A 25,109-nucleotide genomic window follows, 5' to 3' on the forward strand; every position below is an offset into this window, starting at 1 on the left:
TCGGTTAATCTTAGCTCCATTATTTTTTATAAGAATAATATCCTAATTCATTGTGATGGTGCGCCTTATTAAAGTATTCATTTATTGGGTCTAAATAGTCATGCATTGCCATTGCATCGATTGTACCGCGTTCTGTTTGAAGCTGTTGCGTAATGCCTCTTTCAATGTTGCTTTTTCTACATTGAAAAGACGGAGAAACATTTACCTCATTGGTATATTTCTTATTGATATAAATACAGTTCATGCATTGGTAAGCATCGCAGTTGGCACATAATGGGTGGTTTTTGGATTTGAACAAGTGAGAACTATTATTGTATAAGCTGGCATCCTTTAAGCTATGAGACGGAATACCATCAGTTCCAAGACTGTAAAATGCAGAACAAGGATAAATATTCCCATCAGGGGCATAAACAAAGGAACGATCACCGGCTTTGCAGTTTGCATGTTCTAAAAGATGCGGCAAATCTGTTATGAGGCTTACCTCGCATATAATACCTTTATCGAAATAATACCCAATAAGGTCTTTAATAATCGCTAACTGTGCTATATATTCATTTTCATCAAAGTTCTTGTCGATCTCTTGGATATTTAAATTGATCCGATAAGGGCTTGTGTTTAAAACAGCAAACACTTTTTTTACATAAACGGAAAGGTTGCGTATGTCATTACACATTACGTTAAGCATACAATTGCCCATCTTTTGGTTGCCGCACACAACGGAATCAATATTATCCTTATCAAATACTGGCAAACACTCTAAGTCCGAAGATTCCTCAATAAAGTTGGCAGGCAAGATGTGTGTAATTAAATACTTACCGTAGACAGGTTTGTTGGTAAAGCTGAATTCACTTTTTGAGTGAACGAAATAAGGCACGAAAAAGTTTCTTCGAGCGTATTCCAACCCCTCTAATATTTGTCTGTCATCCATGATTTTGTTTTTCTCTGAGATATTATGGTACGAACAATAATCAACGAAATCATCCGCCAAAAGAAAGTATAGTCTTTTCTGTTCGCGCACCATTGACCTGGCTATTTTGTATCTATTGTAAAGTCTCGAAAAATAGTAGTCATTGGCGCGGACTCTGGCTTTATGCATTTTACATATGTACTTTGTGCGATAAAAATTTGTTCCTAGCTCTGATTCATCATAACAAAGCCCTTGGCAAAATCCACAGCCTACTGCGACTTCACAATTCAAGCACTCCTGATCACTTTGATTGCTAAAAGTCGCCAGCATGAATGGTCTTACTTTTTCCATATCGATTCCATTTTTAACATCACCAAATTTAATAGGCTCTTTTTTATTTAGTGAGTAAGGTGCATATCGATTGCATGGATACATAGTTCCATCTGTTCCAATAGCCAACATTTTACCAGCGCCACAACTGGTCATGGCAAGATCGGGCTCAACTTGATAGCTACCAAGAGTGTCGTCAAATAAAGTACATTTATATTTATCAAATAATTCATTTTCAAGGACATAATCTGCCAAGGACTTCAATTGCTCTTCATAAATAACATCATCTCCTTCAGACCATCCATCCTCGAAGATAACATTAGCTGAAATGTCTGTAAATCCAATCTCCCATAAATGAACGATGCTGTCTTTGAGCAAATGTAAGTCAGGACTGGCAAAGGTTACTTTTGTTGCTTTAGCAAATTGTGATAGGTAGAGGTCAAAATTTGATGAGATAATGTTATAAGATCCATCACCATTTGGGAAAACACGTTGCATGTCATGTTTCTCTTTTGTTCCATCAACCGTCATTGTAATGGACAATTTGTTTAGATTTTTTTTGATAAAATTCTGTACTGATGCATCTCCATAATTCACACCGTTAGTAGTGATTGAAAATCGATAATTCCAATACCAATCATGTCCCAATTCATATGCTCGGATTTTGAAATAATCACATACTCTATCAATGAGCTCCACCTCTATTAAAGGCTCGCCGCCGATAAATTCGATTATTACAGGTTCGGATTTCCTTTTTTCCATAGAGGTCAGCAGACAATCCACGGCCTGTTTTGCTGTATCAAATTCCATTTTGCTATTACTTCTTTTATGTACTATATAGCAATATTTACACCGCAGATTACAGTCCTCGGTAATAATAAACGTAACAGTTAGAGCCCGCTCCCTTCCCCACGCGTCTATCCCTTTACCTAAAGTATACTTTTTTTCAAGCATTTGTTTTTCACCTACCTTTTCAATGTATTAATGCTTTTATAATTATAGATAACCAAAATTAAAGTTAAAATTATCCTCTATCCAAATTCCCAAAGAACCTTTAAAATTGAGGACTAAGGGGGGATATAAAATGGGTAGAAAATGCATTAGGTTAAATCATTGTATGGGCTAACGGTTGCAGACTTATGTGTTGCGGGGACGGAGTTATTGACATTATAATACTTTGTATAGCTTCAATTCTTGCATCTGGCACTCACACCCAAATAAAATCAGCCATAACATGCCTTTCCATTCAAAGACCACCTACTGATAGCATAATCCCAGAATGCTTTAATACTTAGGTCCAAACCGTTTTTACTATTTTTACTATTTTTACCATTTTTACCATCAGTATACTTTATTTTACACAACATGTCAATTATTTATAGATTTGTTACATGATATTCCTGAGCTTTCCACTGCTAGCTCCCACCAGTAGAAAGGTATCTTGCTATATGCTACAATAACAGTGAGCAAGAACTTGATATTGAATTAATATAGGAGCGATGATACTATGAATTTTATTGAAATACAAATGGAGCAGTGGGCAAGAAAAGCTCACTATGAGCACTATAAAAACAATGTTCGATGCTCATATAGCGTAACGGTAGATATTGATATTTCCAATCTGCTGAATCGACTAAAAGAGCAAGGAATGAAAGCCTATCCTGTGCAAATCTATATGCTTTCAACTGTGGTAAATCAATTTTCAGAGTTTCGAATGACAACCAATGCTGAACAGCACTTGGGATATTGGGAGGTCATTGACCCTATATATACTGTTTTAAATCCGAACACGGAAACGTTTTCAGCCGTATGGACAAGGTACAATAGCTGCTTTAATACATTCTATCGAGCATATTTGCAAGATACGGCAAAGTATACGAGCGGAAGTCTTTTCCCGCAAGAGCATGTTCCACCCAATGCTTTCAATATTTCAAGTGTTCCCTGGTTGGATTTTACAGCATTTAATATCAATGTTTTTTCAGATGGAAACTACCTTTTGCCTATCTTCACCATTGGAAAATATAAAAAAGAAAATGACAAAACAATGATGCCCCTTGCTATCCAATGTCATCATGCGGTTTGCGATGGCTACCATGTAGGAAAATTCGTAGAAGCATTGCGGGAAATGGCAATCAACTACAATAAGTGGTTGCTGTAGTCAATTGAACTATTCTCTGATTACAAGTAATTAGAACTTTAAATCAGTTAGAGGAACAGACTGGCTTCACAAGATGCCAGTCTGTTTTATTTCTTAGACAAGTCCCATATTTTTCAAGCAGGCGAAAGATAATATCTCTAAGGCCTTTGATAGCAAGCTAGTTTTTTATGAATGCAACTAACTCAGCAGTAGCCCCCAACCAATCAGTCTTCCTCTTTGACCCGACTTCTTGCGCGTGCCTTGCATGGCTGGCACATCACCTTCTTCAGTAGTTTCTGTCCTTCACAAGTTATGTTACCCATTAAACATACCAAAAAGATGTCGTAGGGAGCTGGTGGTGCCTTAGCTGTGGTTGCAAATGTGTTAATTTCCTAAATCAATATCATATTCCATCCTTTTTGCTGTGATTTTTGCAACTTTTAAACCTAATAATTTTTTTACAATATAAAAAGACATATTTATTCCCGCAGATATTCCGCCCGATGTAATGATAGGAAATGCGTCAACAAATTTGACGTCACGTATAACTCTGACTTGTGGATAGTGTTCTTCTAATCTATCAAGATCCATCCAGTGCGTTGTTGCTTGTCTTCCATCCAGTAAGCCAGCTTTAGCTAATAAAAATGCACCAGTACACACAGATGCCATTATTTGCACTTGAGTAAAACTGCTTCTAATCCAATCGATGGTCTCTTGATTATGAATTTCTATTTCTTCTGCACCATACCCTCCGGGAATAATTAAAATATCAAATTGAGGCGCATCATGAAAGTCATAGTCAGGTTGAATTTTTAATCCGTTTCGGGCGATGATTAACTCTTTTTTTCTGGCTATAGTATGCACCTCGAATGCTTTTTCCTTTCCCACCTCGTTTTCTGTAATGGAAAACACCTCAAACGGACCCGCAAAGTCCATTACCTCAACCTCGTTAAAAAGCAATATTCCTATTTTTCTGCATGACATATATTTCCACCTCTTTTCTTCTCAAACAAACGGCCTCAGCAGTAGCCCGAGAGGACAAAATTGATGTTATTGAAACAGTCCGTTTGAGGAAACATATCGACTGTCACCCTCATTATCTCATCTATAGAATTGGAAACAAACAATACATCTCAGGATACTCAAGTTCAACCATTTGCTTTGGATAAACTTCCACTGTAAATTTATTATTTAGTTTAAGCTTCGCATTCTTTGCCCATTTCTTAGCTTCCTTTTGTCTTGCCATTAACTTAGTATCCACCATATCCTGATGATTTTCTCCATTAAATTCTACCTTGACATACTTTCCTGCTGGAATTGTAAAACTCTTGAATCCTGTCTTCTCCTCTTGGATTCCAGTTATTTCAACACCAACTATATAGTCAGGTACTTTATTCAAACAAACTGCATATTCAATCTCTTTGTCCGCACGATTCGGAGTACTATTCTTCATATCCTCCGTGTACTTGTCCCACATCATTCCAAGACTATTAAAATTAATCGGTAAGCCAGAACTCTGTAAATTCAATCCATAAACTATAATAGCTTCCTCAACTGTTATAACCATGACATTACACTTTTCATTATACATATACATATTCCCTTTCTAAATGACGTGATTATTAGTTATACCTATATGGCTATTTTTTCTCTTCGTAAGATGTGATGCATTCACATGCTCATCAATATCTTTATTGTACTTAGCCCTTAGATACGCTAATTCATCATATTACTCATGCTTCTTTTATTTTCAACCATATTTCCATCTTTGTTGTTTCTGGAGTATGCGTTTCATAATATTCCAGACAAAATGCCTCAGTCTGAATATTATGATTAGGTAACCATGTACTAAATAAATATTGTTGTGCTTTATATAGTGCATCTGTAACTAAAAAATGAAAATTCTCTGCTTCAAATGAACAAACAATGTATTCACCCCGTGGCTGTATCCATTGAGCAATCTCGCTTTGCATCTCACTATTATCTACATCAGCACGTACTCCTGCAAAGTAATTGTAAAATCCATTTTCAGAGCAAGGTAACATAACTCCGACTTCTTCTGAACCTACTACCATTCCCTGTAACTGATTTTTATATGAATGTATCTCTTCCCATAGATTACCTAATACATCAACACCTGGGTCGATTCCAAGTCCAGCTCCATATTCAAGCGGCAATTTTTCTGTAAAACCTATATATGTAACATCCAGATCAAAATGTTTCCGATTAATCTCAATCACTATGCCATCAGTTATTAATGGTACGCCTTCGTCAATAAGCACATAATTCAATAGAAGCTCGGTCTTTGTCATATGATTTAAAATTTTAGGATTTTTTCGGTATTCGTTTGGAGTCATACCATAGGTATTTTTAAACGTTCGTGAGAAATGCTCATGTGTTTCAAACCCAAGTTCCAGTGCAATATCAAGTATCCGTAGTTTTTTATTAAGCAAAATGTCAGCCGCTTTTGCCATGCGTCGAAGTCTGATATATTCAGCAACAGGTTTCTTTACTAACCTATGAAATAATCTCTGGTAGTAAAACTGTGATAACCCCGCTTTTTCCGCTAAAGCTGCAATAGTAATTTCTTGATTCAGATGACCTTCAATGTAATTAATTGTAACTTGTATTTGTTCCCATGCCGGCATTTGATGTGTACCCCCTTGAGCATATAATATCAGATAATTGGAATATGTGCTTGTCTAAGAATGCTCTTTTATCATAGTAAGTTTTTTACTATATACTTAATACAATCTCTTAATCTAATCTGTCAACTCAATACTACTCAATTTAATACCAAAGAAGAGCTTGGGAGTTAATACTTTCCAAAAGTTATTCCCAGTAATTCTGACTGATAACCGAACTGAATTTCAGAATCCCTGAGAACTTGAATGCGATCAGTATGGAACCATTTATACTAATATTCCTGCAATTTAATTCTTGCCCAAACAAGTATATATGAGTTCTCTTAGTATTAATATATAAACTATTAACCTGTTTCCGAAAAGGAGGATAAACTTGGAGTCAATTACAAAGGATGCGCTGCCATCGATCAGCCCATTGAAGCTGCCAAAAATGATTGACCAACTGGTGAAAGGCATTAACTCTATTCCAAAGGTGAAGAGCTATTATCCTGAAGCGGAAGAGAACAAGTAAGCCCAACCCATTTTCTAAAATTGCCAAATAAAGCATTGTAGTGGAAAAGAGTCAGCGCATTGTTGGCCCTTTTCCTACATACTCTGACGAATCATTTTTTAAATCAAATAAGTTCATTTGCTTTGGAGCACTTTGTGCCTTTTCATGCAGGGTATAGTTTGCAATTAATATTTCAGGAAATTGCGCACCATTGTCATATCTCTGCTTGATGTTGTTGATTCTTGTGTAGCTTTCAATTACAATTCCGGGCCTATCGTAGAGATCTCTAATAAACTCACAGTCGTTATATGACAACAGAAACTTTCCTTCAATAGAAATTAGCGTATCCCTTAGCCGAATGTGATCCTCCTTCCTAAAACCCTCCTCTCCAACATTTTTGTAGTACTTTTTAAAATCATTGAATTGCCTTAAATCTAAAGATTGAATCATTATTTCTATACGTTCATATCTATCCATTACTAAATCCACAACATAGCTTCTATCTATTTTTTCTTCAGGCCAAAGATGCTTCTGCAATTTTAATTACTTCATTTCGAGAAACAACCGGCAAATCATAGCTAATATTTTTTTCAGCAGTTCACCAAATAGCTCAATGAGGAAATTCGCTGAGTTCTTTGCATTTTCACTTTATTTCATTTTCATCACTGAAAACATGCATTTTAACTTACAATATCCACCACCACTTTACATCTCAATCCTGTGGCGACAGGATCATCAAACCAAAGAGTATAAACCTGAAAGACATCAGTGTTTAGTAATTGATTAAGATTACTAAGATTCTCAATAACAAAGATACCATTCTTCTCTAGCATTCTGTCGGCAGACTCATGCTCTTTTCCACGGCGTATTCCAGCGCAGTCAATTCCCAAAAAACAAAGTGGTTGATTAGAAAGCCACTGTATCAACTCATTAGATAACTGCGGATGCTCTCGAAAATAATCAACTGTACCGTACTTCTCTTGTTCACTTCGACCAGTACGTACTAGAAGAAATGCATTTTCTGGTATATATAAATTTTCAATATCTGAGAGAGAAATCTCACGATTATCTGCAATATTTGATACATCCCAAAGTATCCCTTGGCATATAATGTAATCTAATGGGATATCACTTTTCTCATAGGTATCTAAATGTGTACCCACATGTCCAGTAGCTAGATGGCGATTCTCTTTGGTAGAGAGCCATTGCTCCATTAAACCCACATCCACTTGTGTTGTCAAGTCATATTTCATCGAGATTCCTCCTGTATTTTTGCTTGTAGATAGTTATTAAATTTTTGTAGAAATTCGAGTACTACTTGTTGTTCCTTTATTGGAACAGAGGATAAAAAAGCAATATCTCGTTCTTCCCATTTTGTATGAGCAACCTCATGTTGCTTATACAGAACTTCGCCTATAGAGGTCAATCGATAGTAAATTTCTTTTTTATTATCAGAAAGAGTATAACGTTCTATAAGACCATCTTGTAGTAATCGCTTAGCTAGCTTTGTAACTGCACCTCTAGTCATCGATAGAAGCGCAGCGAGTTGCACTCCATTTGGGCGTTCAAGCTTTCCGATAGCTTCAATACAGTGCAATTCAGAATTAGTATATCGTGAATTTAAACCACTATTTATAAGATTGCTAAGTATATCTTGATTGTTATAAAGCTGCGTAAACTGCCGAAGCATTGCTCGTTCCATTTTGCACCTCCTTATTGTTTCCTGGTAAGCAATAAGATAGTAACATGTTTAAATATTGTTGTCAAGTAAACAAAAGGGGGCAAATATTTAAACAATCTACAGAATAGGAGCTGCATTGTCCTATTCGATATATTATCACTACTTTTGGAGGTAAATAGAAATTACCTTTTGTGTGAATGTTGTCAGGTGGTGTTCCCCTGAGAAACTGTGCCTCAAGAGAAGATTGGATGGTATTACAAATGTTATGTTATCACAATCTTTAAAAGAGCTAGAAACGTCTGGAATAGTTTATCGAGTACAGTATAATGAAGTTCCCCCACACGTAGAATATTCCTTAACGGAGAAGGGTGCCAGCATTGTACCTGCTTTGACGCAGATTGGTCAGTGGGCGATAGAAAATATACAAAGCGAAACTACTTACGGAATTTTGTGCGACAAACCTTCTTTAAATCTGCCATTAGCGATTTCAAGTCTTTGTACGAAACAAACTTTGTAGTGTTACGTATTTGATGAATTATACACTGTTGAAGCTCTGTAGCTGGATATACTGCTGCTATGGCAGTCGGGAATCGCGTAAGTCCATCAACACAAGCAATTAAGATATCCTGTACTCCACGATTTTTCATATCATTCATTACAGAAGTCCAAAAATTAGCACTTTCATTCTCGCCAATCCACATTCCAAGGGCTTCACGAAAGCCTTCCATGTTAATACCGATTGCAATGTATACTGCCTTCTTGATTATTCGTCCTTCACTTCTTACATGAAAGTGGATTGCATCCATAAATACAACTGCGTAAAGAGGTTCTAATGGCCTACTTTGCCAATCTTTTACCATTGGTAGAACTTTATCGGTTATTCTGCTAACTGTAGAGTCAGACATTTCTACTCCGTACAAATCCTTAACATGGGTTTCAATATCTCCTGTACTCATTCCCTTGGCATACATTGATATGATCTTTTCCTCTATGTCTTTTGGCAGAACAGTTTGATGTTTCTGTATAAGCTGAGGCTCAAATTCGCCATTACGGTCTCTTGGAACATCAATGGCAATGTCGCCGTAGCTAGATGACATGGTTTTAGAGGAATATCCATTTCTGCTGTTATCAGTAGATTTGTTTTTGTAGTCATATTTAGAATAACCTAAATTTGTTAATGTCAATCGAAATTTAGGCCACTTGCTGGTCAAATTTTAGGCCACCTATACATAAAAATTTAAACATTCTCAGTCTGTTTGGCAAGGGCCTGTTTAAACCGATAACTGTCACCATTAATATTTAATATATGGGCATTATGGGTTATCCGATCCAATAAAGCCGCAGTCATTTGTTCATCTCCCAACACCTCCGTCCATTTTGGAAATTCCAAATTTGTAGTTATGATTAGACTACCTCTTTCATATCGGGAAGAACAAAACTGAAACAGCAATTCCGCACCTACCTTACTGAATGGTACATATCCCAATTCATCCAGAATAACTAAATGTGGCCCCAACCACTGTTTTTCAAGCTTGTTTAAACGATATTCCTGTTGTGCTGCAAGTAATTCGTTTATCAATCCTGCTGCCGTATAGAATTTTACTCTCATACCCTGACGGCAGGCTTCATAACCTAGAGCCGTTGCAATATGTGTTTTACCTACACCAGAGCTACCTACAAGTATTATGTTTTCCCTGTTCCCAATATACTCCCCCTGCATTAACTTCAATATTTTGGGCTTGCGTAGGGACGGGATTACTTTAAAATCAAAACTTTCAAGTGTTTTAATTACTGGAAAGCATGCCTGACGTATGCCTCTTTGAATACGGTTGTTTTCTCTCTGGTGAACTTCCTGTTCCAATACTCCTAACAAGTAACCCTCATAATCAAGATTGTTATCTGCGGCTTCTCTCGCTAAAGACTCGTAGATCTTGGCAGCCTGAGGCATTTTTAGTTTTTTAAAATATGCTTCTAGAAGCATTTTGTTAACGGCCATTAATGATCACCCCCTGTCATCAGTATGCTATATTTATCAAGATTAGGAGGTGTTACAATAACTTCCGGAATGCTCTGAAGCTTGTCCTTGTTAATGGGATCTGCTTTATGGCTTAAAACCAATGTCTGCCCCAGTATGTTAAGTACCCCGTCATATCCGTAAACATTGTATTCCATTGCTATTTCAATAGCTTCAGTTACCTGTGAAGGATGGTAATCTCTATGGAGCATAAGTATTTTTACAAATTCCCGGTTACCTCTGGGATTCCTTGCTAACAGGCAGCGGCGATATTGTTCATAGATAGGGGGAAGTGTCTGAGGGTTGTATACTTTTGTATTTCCTAATGCTCGAGATTTGAAAAGCAAAAGTTCCAGATAGTGATCCAGTATGATACTATCCTTATTGCGGCCATGTATTCTGAAATGTTCTGCGATTGTAGAGCCTTTTGAGATAATTTTAATCTCTTCAGCAGTTGCCCTAACTGTCACCTTTTCTCCAACATATGAAGTAGGGACGGAGTAGCGGTTGGTTTCAAATTGTATCATTGAATATCGGTTAACTTTAGCCTCTTTATACCTTGCTCCATCAAACCTTACTGTGGGCAATGGCCTTAATGCGGATTTTTCAGCTTCCCATTTTGAGTTTTTCTCTAATAGCTTAATACATTCATTATGTAAGTAATGATTTAATTCCTCAAAGGAATTTACATCCGGATAAGGTACAAAGAATCTTCTGACTACTTCTTTACCTGCATTTTCTACTCCGCCTTTTTCATTACCCCTAGCAGGTCTGCAGAATGTAGATTCATAAAGGTAATGAGTGCGAAGAGATATGAATTGCTCCTGTTCTTCCCGATTACTGCCCTGAAGTACCTTCTTAACTGCTGTTTTTAAATTGTCATAGGCTATCTTGTAGGGTACACCCTTCATAAACTCAAAACATTTAATATGTCCGTCAAAGAATGCCTCCTGCTTCTCAAAGGGATATGCCCTTACATAGAAGCCTCCAGAGCCTCTCAATTTCATAACAAAAATATGAGCCTTTGTTTCCTTACCGTTCAGATAGAAATATGCCTCTGTCCAATCTACTTCCGCATAAGTTCCGAGCTCAAATTCCAACGGAAGAAATGCTTCTTTTTGTTTTCTGTATTCCTGCCTGAGAAAGTCAGAAACAGTGTTGTAACCACCGCTAAAGCCTTCTTGCCTTAAAATTCCAAATATTTTTGTTCCGGTATGCCGTTGTTTACGATGCCTTTGCTTATCATCTTCGATAATTTGCCGAATCATTGGTATATATGGTCCTAAAACAGGATGGTTGCGTTCTTTGGTTAGCTTATATTTAGGAGGTTTTGTCTCCTCCAGAGATAAATACTTTGAAATTGTATCCCTGTGAATTCCGGTTCTGCGGCTTATTTCTCTGATACTTAGGTCTTCCATAAAGTACATTTTTCTGATATCTTCTAATTGTGCCATCTTAATCATACCTTTCCTCCTGTACGATAGTGTCTGGATAACAAAATCATACAGGAAAATTTGATTAAGGTGGCCTATTTTTTTACCGGTAAGTGGTACAATTTTAGAATAGCATTAACATAAATTCTCATCAAGCTCAGACTCTAAGCCTGTTTCAATAACTTGAGAAATTAACTCCTTGACTAATTCGTTGATGTCATTAAATCCTGTTAAGGGATTTTCCTTTAAAAATTCACCAATAAGTTTACGACTTCTTTTTTTCTCTGGACTTTCATTTCTTCTTCCCATAAAAAAACCTCCATAATTGATATTAATTTTAACATCAATCATGGAAGTTTACACAAACTTTGAAACGGACTCTATAAAGCTATTAAATCAACCCAAATATCTTGTACTTAAGATTATGCCATAACATTTTAAATTATCCTGACAATCTGCAAACAAATTTTACATCAGTTATGTATAACTATACGAAACTTGATTTTTCCCAGAGGGGTGTAAACCTAAGTACCGATCAGGACAGCTTATGATATACAAATTGCTTTAATAAAATTTCTTCTTTAAAAAAGATACCCAATTGTTTATTGTTTCCCTCTTCAATACTAAGTAACATTGTTTGTTCTCCTGAGGTACTTATCTTATGCTTAGTAACAAGCAACCTAATGAATACATACTCTGAAACCTTTTTTACAATTTGTTTTGCCTGTACAGTGAAAAACTTACTTTTATGTAATATTGCCTGTTCTATCTTTTCCCCCATTCCATTATCACTTATTTTCCTTCCAAATAAGTCAAAAGAATCACTTGTATATAATATACTGTACGGTATATTATATTTATTAGTATGTGTATATGCATAATTTCTCATTTCAATATAGTTATCAATCTTTTTTTCAAGGTTAACATTTTTAAATAATATCCCAGATATATTCTTTATATCGTTTATAATACTCTTTAAATTTGCTTCTATTATTTTTTTTATTTCTTCATTTACTATGTCATCATGCCTTACTTCAATAAGTTTAAAATTTATCGGTTTATGTAGGGGGCAGCTTTCATATTGACTTTTATTATACTCAGCCAACCCCTCAATATTTTTTGTAAAATGCCTAGCATGTAGTCCCTTACGTCCAGTTATCTCCTCAACATACTCATCTTTATATAAATTAATTACTTGAATTGGATTATTGCACATTGGACATAAAGCAAAGTGTGGGCTTTTATATCTTTTTTTATCGTGATAATATGGCTTGCTCTTATGTGAATGCTGTTCGTAGTTTTCAACAGTCAACTCATATTCTTTGCCATCAAGAGTTTTAAATACATTCATTCCGTCCTCCCTGATACTCCTCATTCATAGAACATACTGCAGCACGAACACATATCATTCAAAATTTACTCATTATCAGTAAATGTCAAAGTCCATATGCGCTTTAATGGTATCTCCGCTTTTATTTCATCGTCTAATTTTTCATAATTCTCCAAAAGCTCATTAATAATTTCCTTTTGATCCCAAAGCCTTACATTAAAAAACTGGGACGGAATTTCTTTATAAACAGAGCTTTTGAATCCACTCCAGGAAACCAACAAACCATGATCGGCTTTGTAATTATGCATTGTACCTACTAACTGGTCGAGAATTGGTCTATCAACTTGGGCATCAGTTGTTTTAACCTGAATACATAATTTAGGACTTCCAAAGCCTAGCGGACCTTGAGAAGCGAGGATATCAACACCTTTATCGGGGCCTTCCGGACTGCGGTAAGTTACATAACCTTTGGCCTTCAATATAGCCTCAACAATTCGAGCCATACCATGACCTTTAAATTTTCTCATAAGGTGTTTTGCTATGTGATCCATAGCATATTGTTCAAAATCAAAACCGTTTTCATTAAGCTCATCATCAACATCTTGTAGATTTTGAACATCCATTCCTTCTTTAGGCAACCATTTATTTTTTTCCATAGCCTTTATTCTATTCTCTGCATCATTTCTACTTATGCGGCAAACAGTCATAAATGCTCCAAGAGAATAAAGAATGTCTTGTTCAAAATTCACCCTAGGAATATCAGTAGCAAACCACCTTACAGCCCTATAATGAAAATATGGGTCTTCTTGCTTTTTATCGAATACATATTCACTGGTTATTTCTCCGATATGTACAGATGCCTTCATTTTACTAGGCAGCACAATCCAGTCTCCAATCTTAATCTCATGTGCTATAGGCCAAATCTGAGAAGCCCAGTTTCTAGCACGTCCAGGAATCTCTGCACCATAATCCTCTAAGAGGTAGTTATATAAGTCCTTCTTACTTTTAAATTTAGTTAAATCAAGCTTAAGTTCCTCCCATGTAAGATATACTCTATTATCTTCTAGAAACTTGTTCTCATACTCTCCTGAACTACCTGCACGAAACAGCCATATAGCCATAATTGTATCCTCCTATCAATTGGTCCCTATTTACTTTTATTTCTAGCTTAATCCTTTGTAGTAAATTAGTATATCTAACACAAAACATAACATATTATGGGTTTATTTTCAACTATTGTAAATAGAGATATTCTAAATTCAGCCACTGAATACCTTTCCGCAAAACCCTCTTCCCTTCCGCATATTTCTTTAATTTTGCGAAAAAGTACCCCCCCTATCCCCCTCCCCCATCAAAAAAAGTGTGTCCACGGAAACATGAAACACACAACAAAAAAGGGGCATATCGCCCCGAACCTTTGATATATATTTGTTTTTTTAGGAACACATTACTCCGCTACGCTCCGTAATGCGGGCTTTCTCGCTAAGTTCAGACTTCGTAGCCTCGTCTTCACTAAGCTTTCAATGCCTCTATCAACGTAACTGACTCAACGTGCCTAGAGTGTGCAAAATAGATGCCGATTGGAGCTGGTCGGGCCTTGACGGAATGGTACATTTTTCATTCTCTTGAAGTAGCTCTATATAAAAAATCTTTACCATCCTGTGGGAGTATCAATTCAAGTATCATTCTGAACAAATGATACTTTGAACAACCTTGCAATATTATTTTCATTTATCCAAAGTAATACTTCATCCGTTATATCGGCAAGAGTTACATTCCCATCTTCCACAGCTACAAGAAACTTCATTATCTCATCATCAAGGTTTAACTCTTCTATTATTTTTTCAGCATCCTGTAAGCCAGAAATAAAATAATCTATATTTTTGTTAATAGTTGGCCAACTTTTGCCTTTTTCGATACGATTTATAATTTGTTTTGTAACCTCTTTACTTGGTGTTATATCCATAACTGTTTGAAGCGTGCTAAGCAATTTACTACTTTTTTTAGAATAATATACATTCCACGCTTCCTTTACCTGAATATCAACACTATTTTTATATTTTTGTAGTTCAAGATTAATACTTTCGTTTCCAGCTTTGATATCAATAACCTTACCAACAGCTTCAATAAACTTCTTAACATCGCTTATGACTTGACTTGATATAACAAAATCAGTATTTGCATTTACTGCCTCTATTTCGGAGAGCAAATTTCCAAATTCAAAATTTAATGTATTGAATTTTTTCTCTATCTGCTCTTTTGCCTTGTTATCATTTGCCAAAGCAACTAAACTATTATAACTTTCCATTTCCTCAATACTCTCAAGTAATAATTTACTTAACATTTTTTACCCTCCAATCTTCCGCAAATATCCATATACTCATTTTTTTTGATAATAAGCTGATTTATATTCTCATCACTCATTTCATTTAAGGAATTAACAACAAGTTTCTCTTTTTTCTTTATAATATTATTTTTTAAATCATTAGCATCCTTTTCAACTTCATCTAGTAGATCACATAACCACTCCATTTTTCTAATTGGATCATGTGAAAACAACAACAAGCACTCTGTAGTATCTTCAGCTTCACAAGCCTTTTTTGCCGTCTTTATAGCTGTTGCTATTTCTTTACTCTTTACCTTTACATTAGATATCATTCCATTCTTCGGTACATAATTGATTTGATTCTTTGCCAAGTTCTTATAGAATGTATTAATTTCCTCGCAAATTTCTTTTATTTCAAACTCGTAATCATCTTCACATTCAAGGTGATTATAAATTTTGTCAATTATCTTCCGAGCCTTGGCCTTTTCCTCCATACAAACAGCATTGAGCCTTTGAAATATTCTAGACAGATAATCTCTTGGCTCGTTTCTAGAAGCAATATCATCAACAATATTCAAATAATCTTCATCCAAAAGTAAGTTTGACTTTAAAATTAAATTTAGCGCGTTTTGAAATTTCTCATCATTTAAAAATATCTGTGCTGAATGAGTTTTTGCTATTTTACCTTGGAATGTATTATAATATTGGCGAACTAAGGTCTTATTTTCTTCATCTTGATTATTGCTTGTTATTATGGACACCAAATCGTTCCACTGTTTTACATGGGAATTGTCTTCGATTTTTTTTATGTTTTTACCAATTACTAAATCTCTAGTAATACAGTTAAGAGTAGAACCGCCATTTAACCCAAGTAATATCAATCTATATATTTCAGCAGTACAAGCACACTTAAAGTAATCCAACTCTTTTCCATCAACCTCAAGTATACTTCTTATCAGATCATCTTTGATTTTCTGTGTCCACATTGCTACACGATACTGCATATATACTGCGCCATTAAAACTCCATTTACAGTTACCTAATATTCTCCACGCTAAAAAAGCCTCAATAATTTCCTGTGTTTCTCTGTTAGCTGGCAGGTTTACCAAGTTTTCATTACTTGCTCTCTTTTGCCGTTCAAAACCAATAAGGTTCCTACTCCGGATGACTCTCATAACTGCATCGTAAGAAACACCTTCTGATTGCCAGTTAATAGCCGTCACCAGGTAGTCACAAATGTCATCTCTAACTTTACGAAATGATGAATAAGTACCCCCTGCTAACCAAACTTCAACATTTTTTCTTTCCTCTTGAAATAGTTTGTCTTCCACGCTTATTTCAATTTTATTTTGTGTCTTATCTTTTCCTATATTAATATTTTTCTGTGCAGGATCTTGCAAATTTGTGATTCCCTTATTTGCATTACTATGCGGTGATGCCTTTTTTTCTGTTGTCTTTATTCCTCTTGCGACTGGCATATTCAAATCTTCAAATATGCCTATATGAATACCACCCAAATATTCAATCCCATTTTCTTCTGTTCTAAAAAGGTTGGCATTTCCCCAAATTCTAATAAATTTTTCTATTCTATTGAGCACTATCTCGTCAGTAATCTCATCAGCAAGAACATGACCGTGATTTATTGGATTCCAATTAGGTAAGTATGTGCATTGAAATCCGGGGAAGCTTTTCTTGTTATATAAAATATCATTAACAACTTTCTCTATTATTTCTCGTAGAAAATTTCGTGGAGTTTTTAATTGTAAAGCCGCATATAGATTGATAATTGCGTTTCTACTAAATGGATAAAAACTAATTTTTCTACCATTCGTAAACTCATAAAAATCCCACCGTTCATCAAAATTATCAGATGAAACAGGGTATTCACTAGATACACAGCCTTCTTTAACCCAATTTTCTATGTTGCTTTTAGGTAATGACATTGCATTAATGTATCTTGCAACAAATTCAAATAAATCATCTTGGTTGTTTCCAAATACATTGTCCGGAATAACAAATTGATTTGTTATTCTATCTTTATAATTATCTCGAAATTCATCATAATAAGCATCTGTTGTACCAACTATGGATGAAATTCTACATAGTTCCTGACTTTCATACATCCCAGTATGCTCTGTTGTAAGTACATTTAATAATGCTTTATTAATACCCGTAAAAGCAGTAATATCCTCAATAAGCAGTATTAAGTTCTTACCAGCTAGTTTTAATTCATGTCTAATATCTTTGAAAATTTGTTCAAAATCTCCTGGTTCAATTCCAGCACAACTTTGTATTACCTGATCAACAAAAGTATTAAGGTATTTTGCAATATCGGCTGCTATCTCTTCTTCAACTGGAATTTTATTTGCGATCTTAATGGCTTTCCTATCAGCACCCCTCTTCTCCAATTCCCGGCAAAAATCAATATCAATTAAAAAATCATCCTTTTCAAAAAGAGCAACTACGTCTTTGTACCCACCAGAATCCTTACTTGACACCTTAGCATATATCCTATCTATTGGTCCACCCACATGCTTAAGTCTCTCTTGAAACATATCATTCTGTAATAATGCCTCTAAATTCTTTTTTGTCACAGTAGATAAAACTTCAGTACTGTCATCATTTTTTATCTCAACAATAAAGTTTTGATATATCATATCTCTAAATTTATTATCATCTACCGTTACAGTAGCTTTAAGCAAACGTTCAATAATGTCCTTATTAGGAATATTGCTCACCGCATCAAGTGCTAACAACTGTTTAATTGTACCTTTTAAATTATTATCACTTCTACGAATAAACAATATTTCTTCATTCTCAAGTTTCGACTGCTTGATTCTAGCTGCAAACCACCTAATAAGGTGGGACTTTCCAGCACCACTTGGACCACGAACAATTATGAGTTGATGTTTATTCTCTTTATTAACAATATATTTTTTGTAAATATTTTCTTCTGTATCAAGTTTAAATCTATCACCGACTTCTTTTTCTCCACCTTTAATAACCTTTACATTTTTAAAGGCAACATGGGTTGCTAAAAAATCAGCTTCTGAACTTGTAATAACATCTGTTCTAATAACTTCCTGCATTCTCTCTATCGCAATAGAAGTATTCATCTAAAATCACCCCTTTATCAAAACATGTGTAATAGCTGATTGAATGATATGCTCTTCCATTTTAAATAGATACCATACATCATTTGAGTCAGGCATATATCTTAATTCAATCCTTCCCGAATCATGCAGCTGCCTAAGTCCATTAGAAAACCCCATATTAAATGACTTGTTCACTAAACTTGAAAGCCCTTCTTTGCACAAAGGTTGAATACTTTGAATTAACTCTGTTATAGTCAATTCCTTGTTCTTTTGAAACTTTATTGCATTTAATATGTCGTTTATACGTACATACATATTAGGGATAACAAACATATCATGTATTATGCCAATCCCCAGGTATGCCGCCCAAAATCTCCAAGCCCTCATATCGTCTTCAAATACTGTCATCCCATTAGCTAGTTTACTTTGGATGAAATCGCTCATTTTACTCACATTATCAAATCCTAATATTTCCTCATTCGCACCTAAATAGGCTCTGCTAACTTGAAAGAAAAGACTTGTATCATCATTAAATGCTCTAAGTGATATTTCCTTTCTAAATTCACTCATGTTCGTTAATTTTTCTTTCCCTATTAGTAAACTAACTTGTCCTTCACTTTCATTTATCAAATTCAACTGAATAGCAGCTGCAAATACGTTAGGAAAGTATCTCATTGAAGAAGATGCAAATTCATCTGGTTCAACGCACTCACGCAAAGCATTGCGACTAAGCGATTTTTTCTTTAATGCACAGCATAATGCATAAACCCTTTCTGGTATAGCATCTGTTTTCATCCTATCTTTAAACATCATTAACCTCCATACTTTCTACAATATAACCCGCAATATGAGGACCATTTATTACATCTGAAGCATTTTTACCAAATTGCTTTACATAGACATCCTGATTAAGCAAATGAAATACCCTGATATTTTCCTGGCCAACTAACTTTCTTGTTATTAACAACATTTCACAGTGACTATCTAAATACCCTTCTCCATAAATAATTAGTACATTTCCAGAAAGGTAGTACCATTCTTGCATATTTACTAATGCATCAAACTCTTTAGTTCCCATGAAGTTTACGTTTATTTCTTCGGATAAATTTAAAAGAATATCAATAAATTTCTTTTCTGAATTCTCATCTATTACAATGGTTCTTACACCCATTTCAACTAGTTTCCGGATAATAGAAATGTCATTGCTATCCCCATATATCTGAACCTCTTTCGATTGTGGGAACAGGGTTTTAATTCCTATAGCATCATTAACTATCTCACCAATTTTTTTTACCAATGGAAAACGTATAACATCCGTGTACTCAACTTCAGAGTGTTGAATACATCCTGCACAGTATTCAGATACCAAATCATAGGTTTCATAAAACATTTCTGACCAGCAGAAAAGCTCCACATTGTTTATAGCATTACGTATTACTTTGAAATCACTTTCAAACTTACTCCACTCTTTTTCACGTATTTCATTAAGTAATTGTTTTGAAGCTTGCGAATCATTATAGATCTCATAATTAATAATATTGATATTAATGTAATAAACCCCTGTCTGCCTGTCATAAATCATGTCATTAATTCCAATAAGCTTATACCTTCTTAGAAGCAAAATTACGTAAATATTCCACTGCATATTCTTTTTGTTTAAGTCATTTTCAATTTCCATTTTAAAATCTTCATCTATGTTATAATTTGGCTTAACGGAAGTATCCAACAAGATTCTTTCATCTAACCTTTTTGATGTAGGGCTTTCAAGCATACTGAACCACCGGCCCACTAGTTTTTCTGTTGTTATAACTTTATCTATCATGCTAAACGCAGCAGCTAAATCTCCCTCTTTCTCAATACACATAACACTTAAGCTTGGTAGTCCGTCCCGTCCTCCACGTCCCAATTCCTGATAATATTTATTGGGATTTTCCGGTATGTACAAATGCAAAACTGTCCTCACATCACTTTTGTCAACTCCAACCCCAAACGCTGAAGTTGCTATCACAATATCAAATTCATTATTTGACCAATCCATAATTATTTTTTCCCTTTGGATTGAAGTTGTTCTACTCGTAAAAGTAACAATGTTTTTGTACCCTATATCAATTAGCTGTAGTTTTAAATTTTCAGCATCATCTGGTGAAAGAACATATACAATTATTGGTCTGGGCAACTTTTCAATTAATTCAATAACTTTCCTCTTCTTATCATACCTAGATTTAGCCTCAATTACTATGAACCTGGGTTCCTTCCTCAATGCATCACACCGAATTTCAACAAACCTGTCTTCACCCGAAAACATTAATTTTAAACTTTCAACAGTCTTTTTCTCAAATGTTGCAGAAAGAAGAAAAGTGCGGATATTTCTATTTGTATAAATTAATCTTTTTCTCCACGCCTCCAAACATTGATAATCCACTCGAAAAAATGCGCCCCATTCAATTACAATATGTGCCTCATCAATAATTATATTTTTCAAACGCTTTTCTTTGTTAGCCCTATCAATTGCATTTCCAAGTTTGGCATTTTTAATTAATGCTTCTGGTGAAGTAAATAAAATTCTTGTAGTATTGCTATCAATATCATTTATTATTTGTTCTAGTTTTTCGTCACCTGTCCCACTGTAATAGCAATATACCTCATGAGATGTATCATGTTTAATATTTACTTTTGCTGCCCTAACTTGGTCAAGTGCCAAAGAAACGGTTGGAACAATAACTACTGTTAATCCTTTCTCCATGTATGCGACTGATTGTGTGATTAGACTTTTACCTCCGCCAGTAGGCAATGAAATTAGCGCAGTAGAGCCGGAAGATAAAGTTAAAGCACCACTTACCGCTAACTTTTGTTCTATAGATTTATAGTATTTAAATGAGGTCAAAGCATTAATGTAGGGGCTTGTCCCAAGGAAATACCTATCATCATATCCCTGCCCTGATTGGGTATTATCCCCCATAAATGCTGTTTCGATATAACTATTCTTTCCAACATGCTCTATCATGTCTAGTACTGCATACACTCTTTCTTCGGCATCCAACCTCAATCCAAATTGATTTTCGTGATTGCGTATTTCTGTTTTGATCTTGTTACTTACCGAAACAGTCAACTTAAACACTAGCAAATAATTTCTAAGACTGCAAAGTAAATCACACGCAGAAATAATCCCTTTATCGTATTTTACAATACACTTGATAAGTCTTATCGCCGTTTGTAACTTGTATTTTTCTAGATTATTATATTTTGAGTTTTCATCGAGTACCTTTTGAAAATTGTAATTGGCTCTTGGATAATCGCCTACTAAATAGCTATTAACATTATTTATAATATCTATCATTCCTTCACCATCCAAACAAAGCATGCTGACCTTAGTTTAATTTTTGCTTCTTTAAGGCTTTGGTAAATAGCTTCGTATAAATCCTCACATTCTCTAATTTCCACTTTTTCATGGGTATAGTAACAGCTCGATGCTATCTTAGCATTGATAACCCGTTGAAGCTCATCCTTTACACCTCGAATATTCGACTTTTCTTTGAACTTAATAACTGCATTTTTCCTTGCACTCCTATATGAATTTAAAACAAATTTCTCCCATTGCTCTCTAATATACGTTTGCTTAAACCATTCTATATTTGATACATTATATTTAACATTAATATTTAGAAAACTACCTCTCTTTGAACGTTGTCCCAAATGAATAATATCCTTCTTTATAAATTGTGAATCTATAATTTTATTGTAAGAATACAGAACTTTACTTTCGGGAACATCTTCAAAGCTTGGAAACGGAACAAATGTTGTAACCTGATCGACAGCTAGAAAATTTCGAAATTGACTTAAGTTAATCAGCGGAATATTTTTCTCTAACAATACCGTTTCATTGGGAGTAACGGCCCATGTGAATGCTAAACCTTTCCATGCAATATCTGATTTAACAGCAAATGCAGCCGATTGTCCTTTACATGATTTCAGTGCATTATTAACAATACAATCAAACACATCGTCCCCTGGTGCAAAAAAATGAAGATAATCATTCTCTATCGCATATTGGCGATTGAAGGTGCCTTTAATATTTCTTGTTAACACTTTTTTTGTTGGATTCGACCGACTCTTTAAGTTTTCGTACATTTCAACAACATTGTTCACCTGGATGTTTCTTTCACTATTGATGTAATTATCCCAGTTTGGCGGTATCAACATTGAATTTTCAGCAGATTTCGGCGAAAACGAGTGTTCATCAAAGGTAATAACCGACATTTCAGCATTTGGATGGCCATTCAAGCCTGCTAAAGAAGCCCAGTTCATCATTGTTTTTGCAAACAGTTCATTTTCGTTCAAATTATAATAACTGACCATTTTATCAAGTTCAGTAAATAATGGCCGAAATTTTATGGCGGCTGTATCGTAATGCTGTTCCCTTTCAACTGCATTTTTCATATCTTTTGATAATTGAATAATTGTATCTATTGCACCTGATAATCCATATTTTGTATCTTTCTGAACAGCACTTACGATATTATCGTTTATTTCACTCATAATTATTTCTAATCCGCTAAGTGAATGGTTAAATACATTTAAACCTTCATTCCAGAATCTGAATAGCTGCTCCTCAATAGTATCATGTGTGTAAATAACAACTGACTTAACATCTCTATTTAAGTCTCTACCTATTCTGTCTAACCTACCTATTCTCTGCTCAATTGCATTAGCATCCCAAGGTAAATCAATATGTAACACGCTATCTGCACATTGAAAGTTTCTACCCTCACCACCAGACTCATCACAGAGCATAATGAAACACGAAGTATCGTTCTGAAACCTAAAAACATTCAATTCCAATTCTTCTGTTGACATCTTTTTATTAAAGAATGCACAACATTCTTGATTAAAATAAACTTCAAAAACCTCTTTATACTTAGTGAACGTTTCCTCATATTTCGTAAATACAACTATTTTTCCCTTTATCACTTCTTGGTCAATAAAATTCACTATTCTACCAATTCGGCAATTAATATCATCCGGATTTTCAAGAACCGTATCAATTGTATTAACAACTAAATTTTCATCATTCAACCATCGTTCAGCAAAATAAAAAATGTTACTAGTATCTCCTGCCATGCTCGCTTTATTTTTTCCTATCACTTCTATAAATGCCCAGGGCGAACTGAAGTAGGCCATTAGCAATGGCAATGCCAATATCCTAAAAGTTTCTTGGTTGAAATTCTGTAATTCTATCCATTCAACCAATGAATAATATGTATTCATTTCCGCATTATTATGGTCTCCCTTGAGTTGATGTGGTACTTGTTCAAGAGTTCGCAATGCCAAGGTTTCCTCTAAGATATCCCGTCTATTTCGAATAATGCTTTTTTCGATCTGGTAATGCTCGCATATATAGGAAATAGATATTTCAATGCCCTGCACTCCAAAATCCGTATTTTTAAATCGAATTTTCTTAACAAATTCAGTGTAGTTGTCATCCTTAATTATGCTATCTATTTTCCTTAAATCATCTATCAATTCCTCAAATAACTCTTCACATTCTTCATTTTCATGTAACGCTCTATCTACACCAACAGATGCTTCACTATCTTTCAACTTTTTAGACTCTTGATCAATGAATTCTCTATAATCCTCAAAGTCATTAAGAATGTTATAAACCTTACCTGTCAGTAGGCTTTGCTTTTCTAGCAATACAGAGAATTCATCTTCTGTCATTGAATTATATTTTTCAGGCATAATTAGCTTCAGCAGTTTTAGGTATTCATTTTTTTTCTGTTGGACCGGAGTCGCACTTAAAAGCAAAATATTATCTGTTGAAGCACTGATTTTATGAATTAAATTGTACTGTTCAGGTTTTGATAGGAGCCTATGTACTTCATCTACAATTACAAAGTCCCACTTATAAATATCCGAATTAAGAGGTAAGTTTTCTATTGAAGTTATTACCATGTTCCCATTGACAATATCTTCATTTACCATAATGTCAAATTTCACATATAACTCAACTTTCCATTGATTGAGAAGTGTGTTTGGAACTATTATTAATACTCTTGCATTGAAATTTTGGGATAAAAATATCTTTAAGACAGAACAAGCCTCTATTGTTTTTCCTAATCCTACTTCATCAGCTAGCATATATCGGCATTTGGTCTCTTGTAAGCATCTCATAATGGTATGCAATTGATGAGGCATGAGGAATATTTTACATCCGGCTAACACCTTGAAACCATACACAGAATTTTCAAGAATCTGCATTGTCCGGTCAACAATTGTCCTGCCAATATACCATATTGGGTTTTGAAACTCATAATTCATGAGCTGAACGTGTGGCTCAACTTCACATGAATTAAAAGGCGCAATTATGCTATCTTCACGCACTTTTTTAATTATTTTGTCATCAACAGCCTGTAGATAGTAAGTATACCATCCATTTTCACCCTTTATTGCCTTAATTACCTGAAAACTTTTGAAATCATACTGTACAACCGTTCCTTCAAATATTTTACACCTAGTTACCGAATTTATGCTGCACTTAATAGTCTCAGGAAAGAACTCATAGTATTTCCTGAAACTATATGGATCGTTAAATTTTAATGTTACTGTCTCGGCAAACTTATCAATTTCAGTAATTTGTCCCATTATAAATATTCTTGGATTTCTAGTATCTTTATCAACAGGACACCTCACATACATTTTGTTTTCAAGCACAGCTATTCCC

Annotated in this window: 19 protein-coding genes and 2 pseudogenes; 3 read left to right on the top strand and 18 right to left on the bottom strand. The window is 34.8% G+C overall.

The genetic code is table 11. The features are described from left to right. Positions 1-19: 19 nt before the first annotated feature. A complete protein-coding gene (locus P0092_RS19020; protein WP_004620419.1) occupies positions 20-2,191 on the bottom strand; it encodes a radical SAM peptide maturase, CXXX-repeat target family in 2,172 nt (723 codons plus the stop codon). Between the two features lie 553 nt (positions 2,192-2,744). Here P0092_RS19020 and catA point away from each other — a divergent pair. Continuing rightward, complete coding sequence (catA, locus tag P0092_RS19025) at positions 2,745-3,395, top strand: type A chloramphenicol O-acetyltransferase (RefSeq protein WP_004620416.1); 651 nt, start codon at positions 2,745-2,747, stop codon at positions 3,393-3,395. 363 nt (positions 3,396-3,758) lie between these two features. Here catA and P0092_RS19030 read toward each other — a convergent pair whose 3' ends face one another. From P0092_RS19030 to P0092_RS19040, 3 genes are all read right to left on the bottom strand, one after another. Then, positions 3,759-4,358 carry a DJ-1/PfpI family protein gene (locus tag P0092_RS19030; RefSeq protein WP_004620415.1) on the bottom strand — a complete coding sequence of 200 codons (600 nt, stop codon included), beginning with the start codon at positions 4,356-4,358 and terminating at the stop codon, positions 3,759-3,761. A gap of 121 nt (positions 4,359-4,479) precedes the next feature. After that, the gene (locus P0092_RS19035; RefSeq protein WP_004620412.1) at positions 4,480-4,965 is read right to left on the bottom strand and encodes a GyrI-like domain-containing protein; all 486 of its coding nucleotides are present in this window, start codon (positions 4,963-4,965) and stop codon (positions 4,480-4,482) included. A gap of 142 nt (positions 4,966-5,107) precedes the next feature. After that, positions 5,108-6,022, bottom strand: coding sequence for an AraC family transcriptional regulator (locus P0092_RS19040; RefSeq protein WP_004620410.1), 915 nt, complete (start codon positions 6,020-6,022; stop codon positions 5,108-5,110). A gap of 370 nt (positions 6,023-6,392) precedes the next feature. On the opposite strand from P0092_RS19040, the gene P0092_RS19045 reads away from it, so the two are divergent. Next, positions 6,393-6,530, top strand: coding sequence for a hypothetical protein (locus P0092_RS19045; protein ID WP_158498422.1), 138 nt, complete (start codon positions 6,393-6,395; stop codon positions 6,528-6,530). Between the two features lie 51 nt (positions 6,531-6,581). Here the strand turns inward: P0092_RS19045 and P0092_RS19050 are convergent, their stop codons facing one another. The 3 genes from P0092_RS19050 to P0092_RS19060 form a co-directional block, all read right to left on the bottom strand. Next, the gene (locus tag P0092_RS19050; RefSeq protein ID WP_479692059.1) at positions 6,582-7,046 is read right to left on the bottom strand and encodes a hypothetical protein; all 465 of its coding nucleotides are present in this window, start codon (positions 7,044-7,046) and stop codon (positions 6,582-6,584) included. A gap of 143 nt (positions 7,047-7,189) precedes the next feature. Next, the gene (locus P0092_RS19055; RefSeq protein WP_004620409.1) at positions 7,190-7,762 is read right to left on the bottom strand and encodes a cyclase family protein; all 573 of its coding nucleotides are present in this window, start codon (positions 7,760-7,762) and stop codon (positions 7,190-7,192) included. Then, a complete protein-coding gene (locus P0092_RS19060; RefSeq protein ID WP_004620407.1) occupies positions 7,759-8,211 on the bottom strand; it encodes a MarR family transcriptional regulator in 453 nt (150 codons plus the stop codon). The genes P0092_RS19055 and P0092_RS19060 overlap by 4 nt, the downstream gene beginning before the upstream one ends. Before the next feature lie 244 nt (positions 8,212-8,455). On the opposite strand from P0092_RS19060, the gene P0092_RS19065 reads away from it, so the two are divergent. Beyond that, positions 8,456-8,707 (top strand): winged helix-turn-helix transcriptional regulator, encoded by a 252-nt coding sequence (locus tag P0092_RS19065; RefSeq protein WP_242831783.1) that lies wholly within the window; start codon positions 8,456-8,458, stop codon positions 8,705-8,707. On the opposite strand, the pseudogene P0092_RS19070 reads toward P0092_RS19065, so the two are convergent. The 11 genes and pseudogenes from P0092_RS19070 to P0092_RS19120 form a co-directional block, all read right to left on the bottom strand. Next, positions 8,649-9,362, bottom strand: a pseudogene (locus P0092_RS19070) (IS256 family transposase); the annotation flags it as partial. The gene P0092_RS19065 and the pseudogene P0092_RS19070 overlap by 59 nt on opposite strands. Positions 9,363-9,427: 65 nt before the next feature. Then, complete coding sequence (gene istB, locus P0092_RS19075) at positions 9,428-10,186, bottom strand: IS21-like element helper ATPase IstB (RefSeq protein ID WP_004616432.1); 759 nt, start codon at positions 10,184-10,186, stop codon at positions 9,428-9,430. Beyond that, on the bottom strand, positions 10,186-11,667 hold the full coding sequence (gene istA, locus P0092_RS19080; RefSeq protein ID WP_004616428.1) for an IS21 family transposase: 1,482 nt from the start codon (positions 11,665-11,667) through the stop codon (positions 10,186-10,188). The genes istB and istA overlap by 1 nt, the downstream gene beginning before the upstream one ends. A gap of 111 nt (positions 11,668-11,778) precedes the next feature. Next, positions 11,779-11,946: pseudogene (locus tag P0092_RS19085) on the bottom strand (IS256 family transposase); the annotation flags it as partial. A 226-nt stretch (positions 11,947-12,172) separates the two neighbouring features. Then, positions 12,173-12,988, bottom strand: a complete 816-nt coding sequence (locus P0092_RS19090) for a hypothetical protein (protein WP_004622510.1) — start codon at positions 12,986-12,988, stop codon at positions 12,173-12,175. A gap of 65 nt (positions 12,989-13,053) precedes the next feature. Further along, positions 13,054-14,088 carry a restriction endonuclease gene (locus P0092_RS19095; protein WP_004622507.1) on the bottom strand — a complete coding sequence of 345 codons (1,035 nt, stop codon included), beginning with the start codon at positions 14,086-14,088 and terminating at the stop codon, positions 13,054-13,056. Positions 14,089-14,642: 554 nt separating this feature from the next. Then, positions 14,643-15,311, bottom strand: coding sequence for a hypothetical protein (locus P0092_RS19100; protein WP_004622505.1), 669 nt, complete (start codon positions 15,309-15,311; stop codon positions 14,643-14,645). Next, entirely contained in the window at positions 15,305-18,409 is a 3,105-nt protein-coding gene (locus tag P0092_RS19105; protein WP_276187001.1) for a hypothetical protein, read from the bottom strand. The genes P0092_RS19100 and P0092_RS19105 overlap by 7 nt, the downstream gene beginning before the upstream one ends. A gap of 6 nt (positions 18,410-18,415) precedes the next feature. After that, positions 18,416-19,201, bottom strand: coding sequence for a hypothetical protein (locus tag P0092_RS19110; RefSeq protein ID WP_131451657.1), 786 nt, complete (start codon positions 19,199-19,201; stop codon positions 18,416-18,418). Next, positions 19,191-21,725 (bottom strand): DEAD/DEAH box helicase, encoded by a 2,535-nt coding sequence (locus P0092_RS19115; protein ID WP_051132035.1) that lies wholly within the window; start codon positions 21,723-21,725, stop codon positions 19,191-19,193. Before P0092_RS19115 ends, P0092_RS19110 begins: the two co-directional genes overlap by 11 nt. Continuing rightward, on the bottom strand, positions 21,722-25,099 hold the full coding sequence (locus tag P0092_RS19120) for an SNF2-related protein (RefSeq protein ID WP_004622497.1): 3,378 nt from the start codon (positions 25,097-25,099) through the stop codon (positions 21,722-21,724). Before P0092_RS19120 ends, P0092_RS19115 begins: the two co-directional genes overlap by 4 nt. Positions 25,100-25,109 lie beyond the last annotated feature (10 nt).

The organism is Ruminiclostridium papyrosolvens DSM 2782, assembly GCF_029318685.1.
GTDB classification, from domain to species: domain Bacteria; phylum Bacillota; class Clostridia; order Acetivibrionales; family DSM-1351; genus Ruminiclostridium; species Ruminiclostridium papyrosolvens.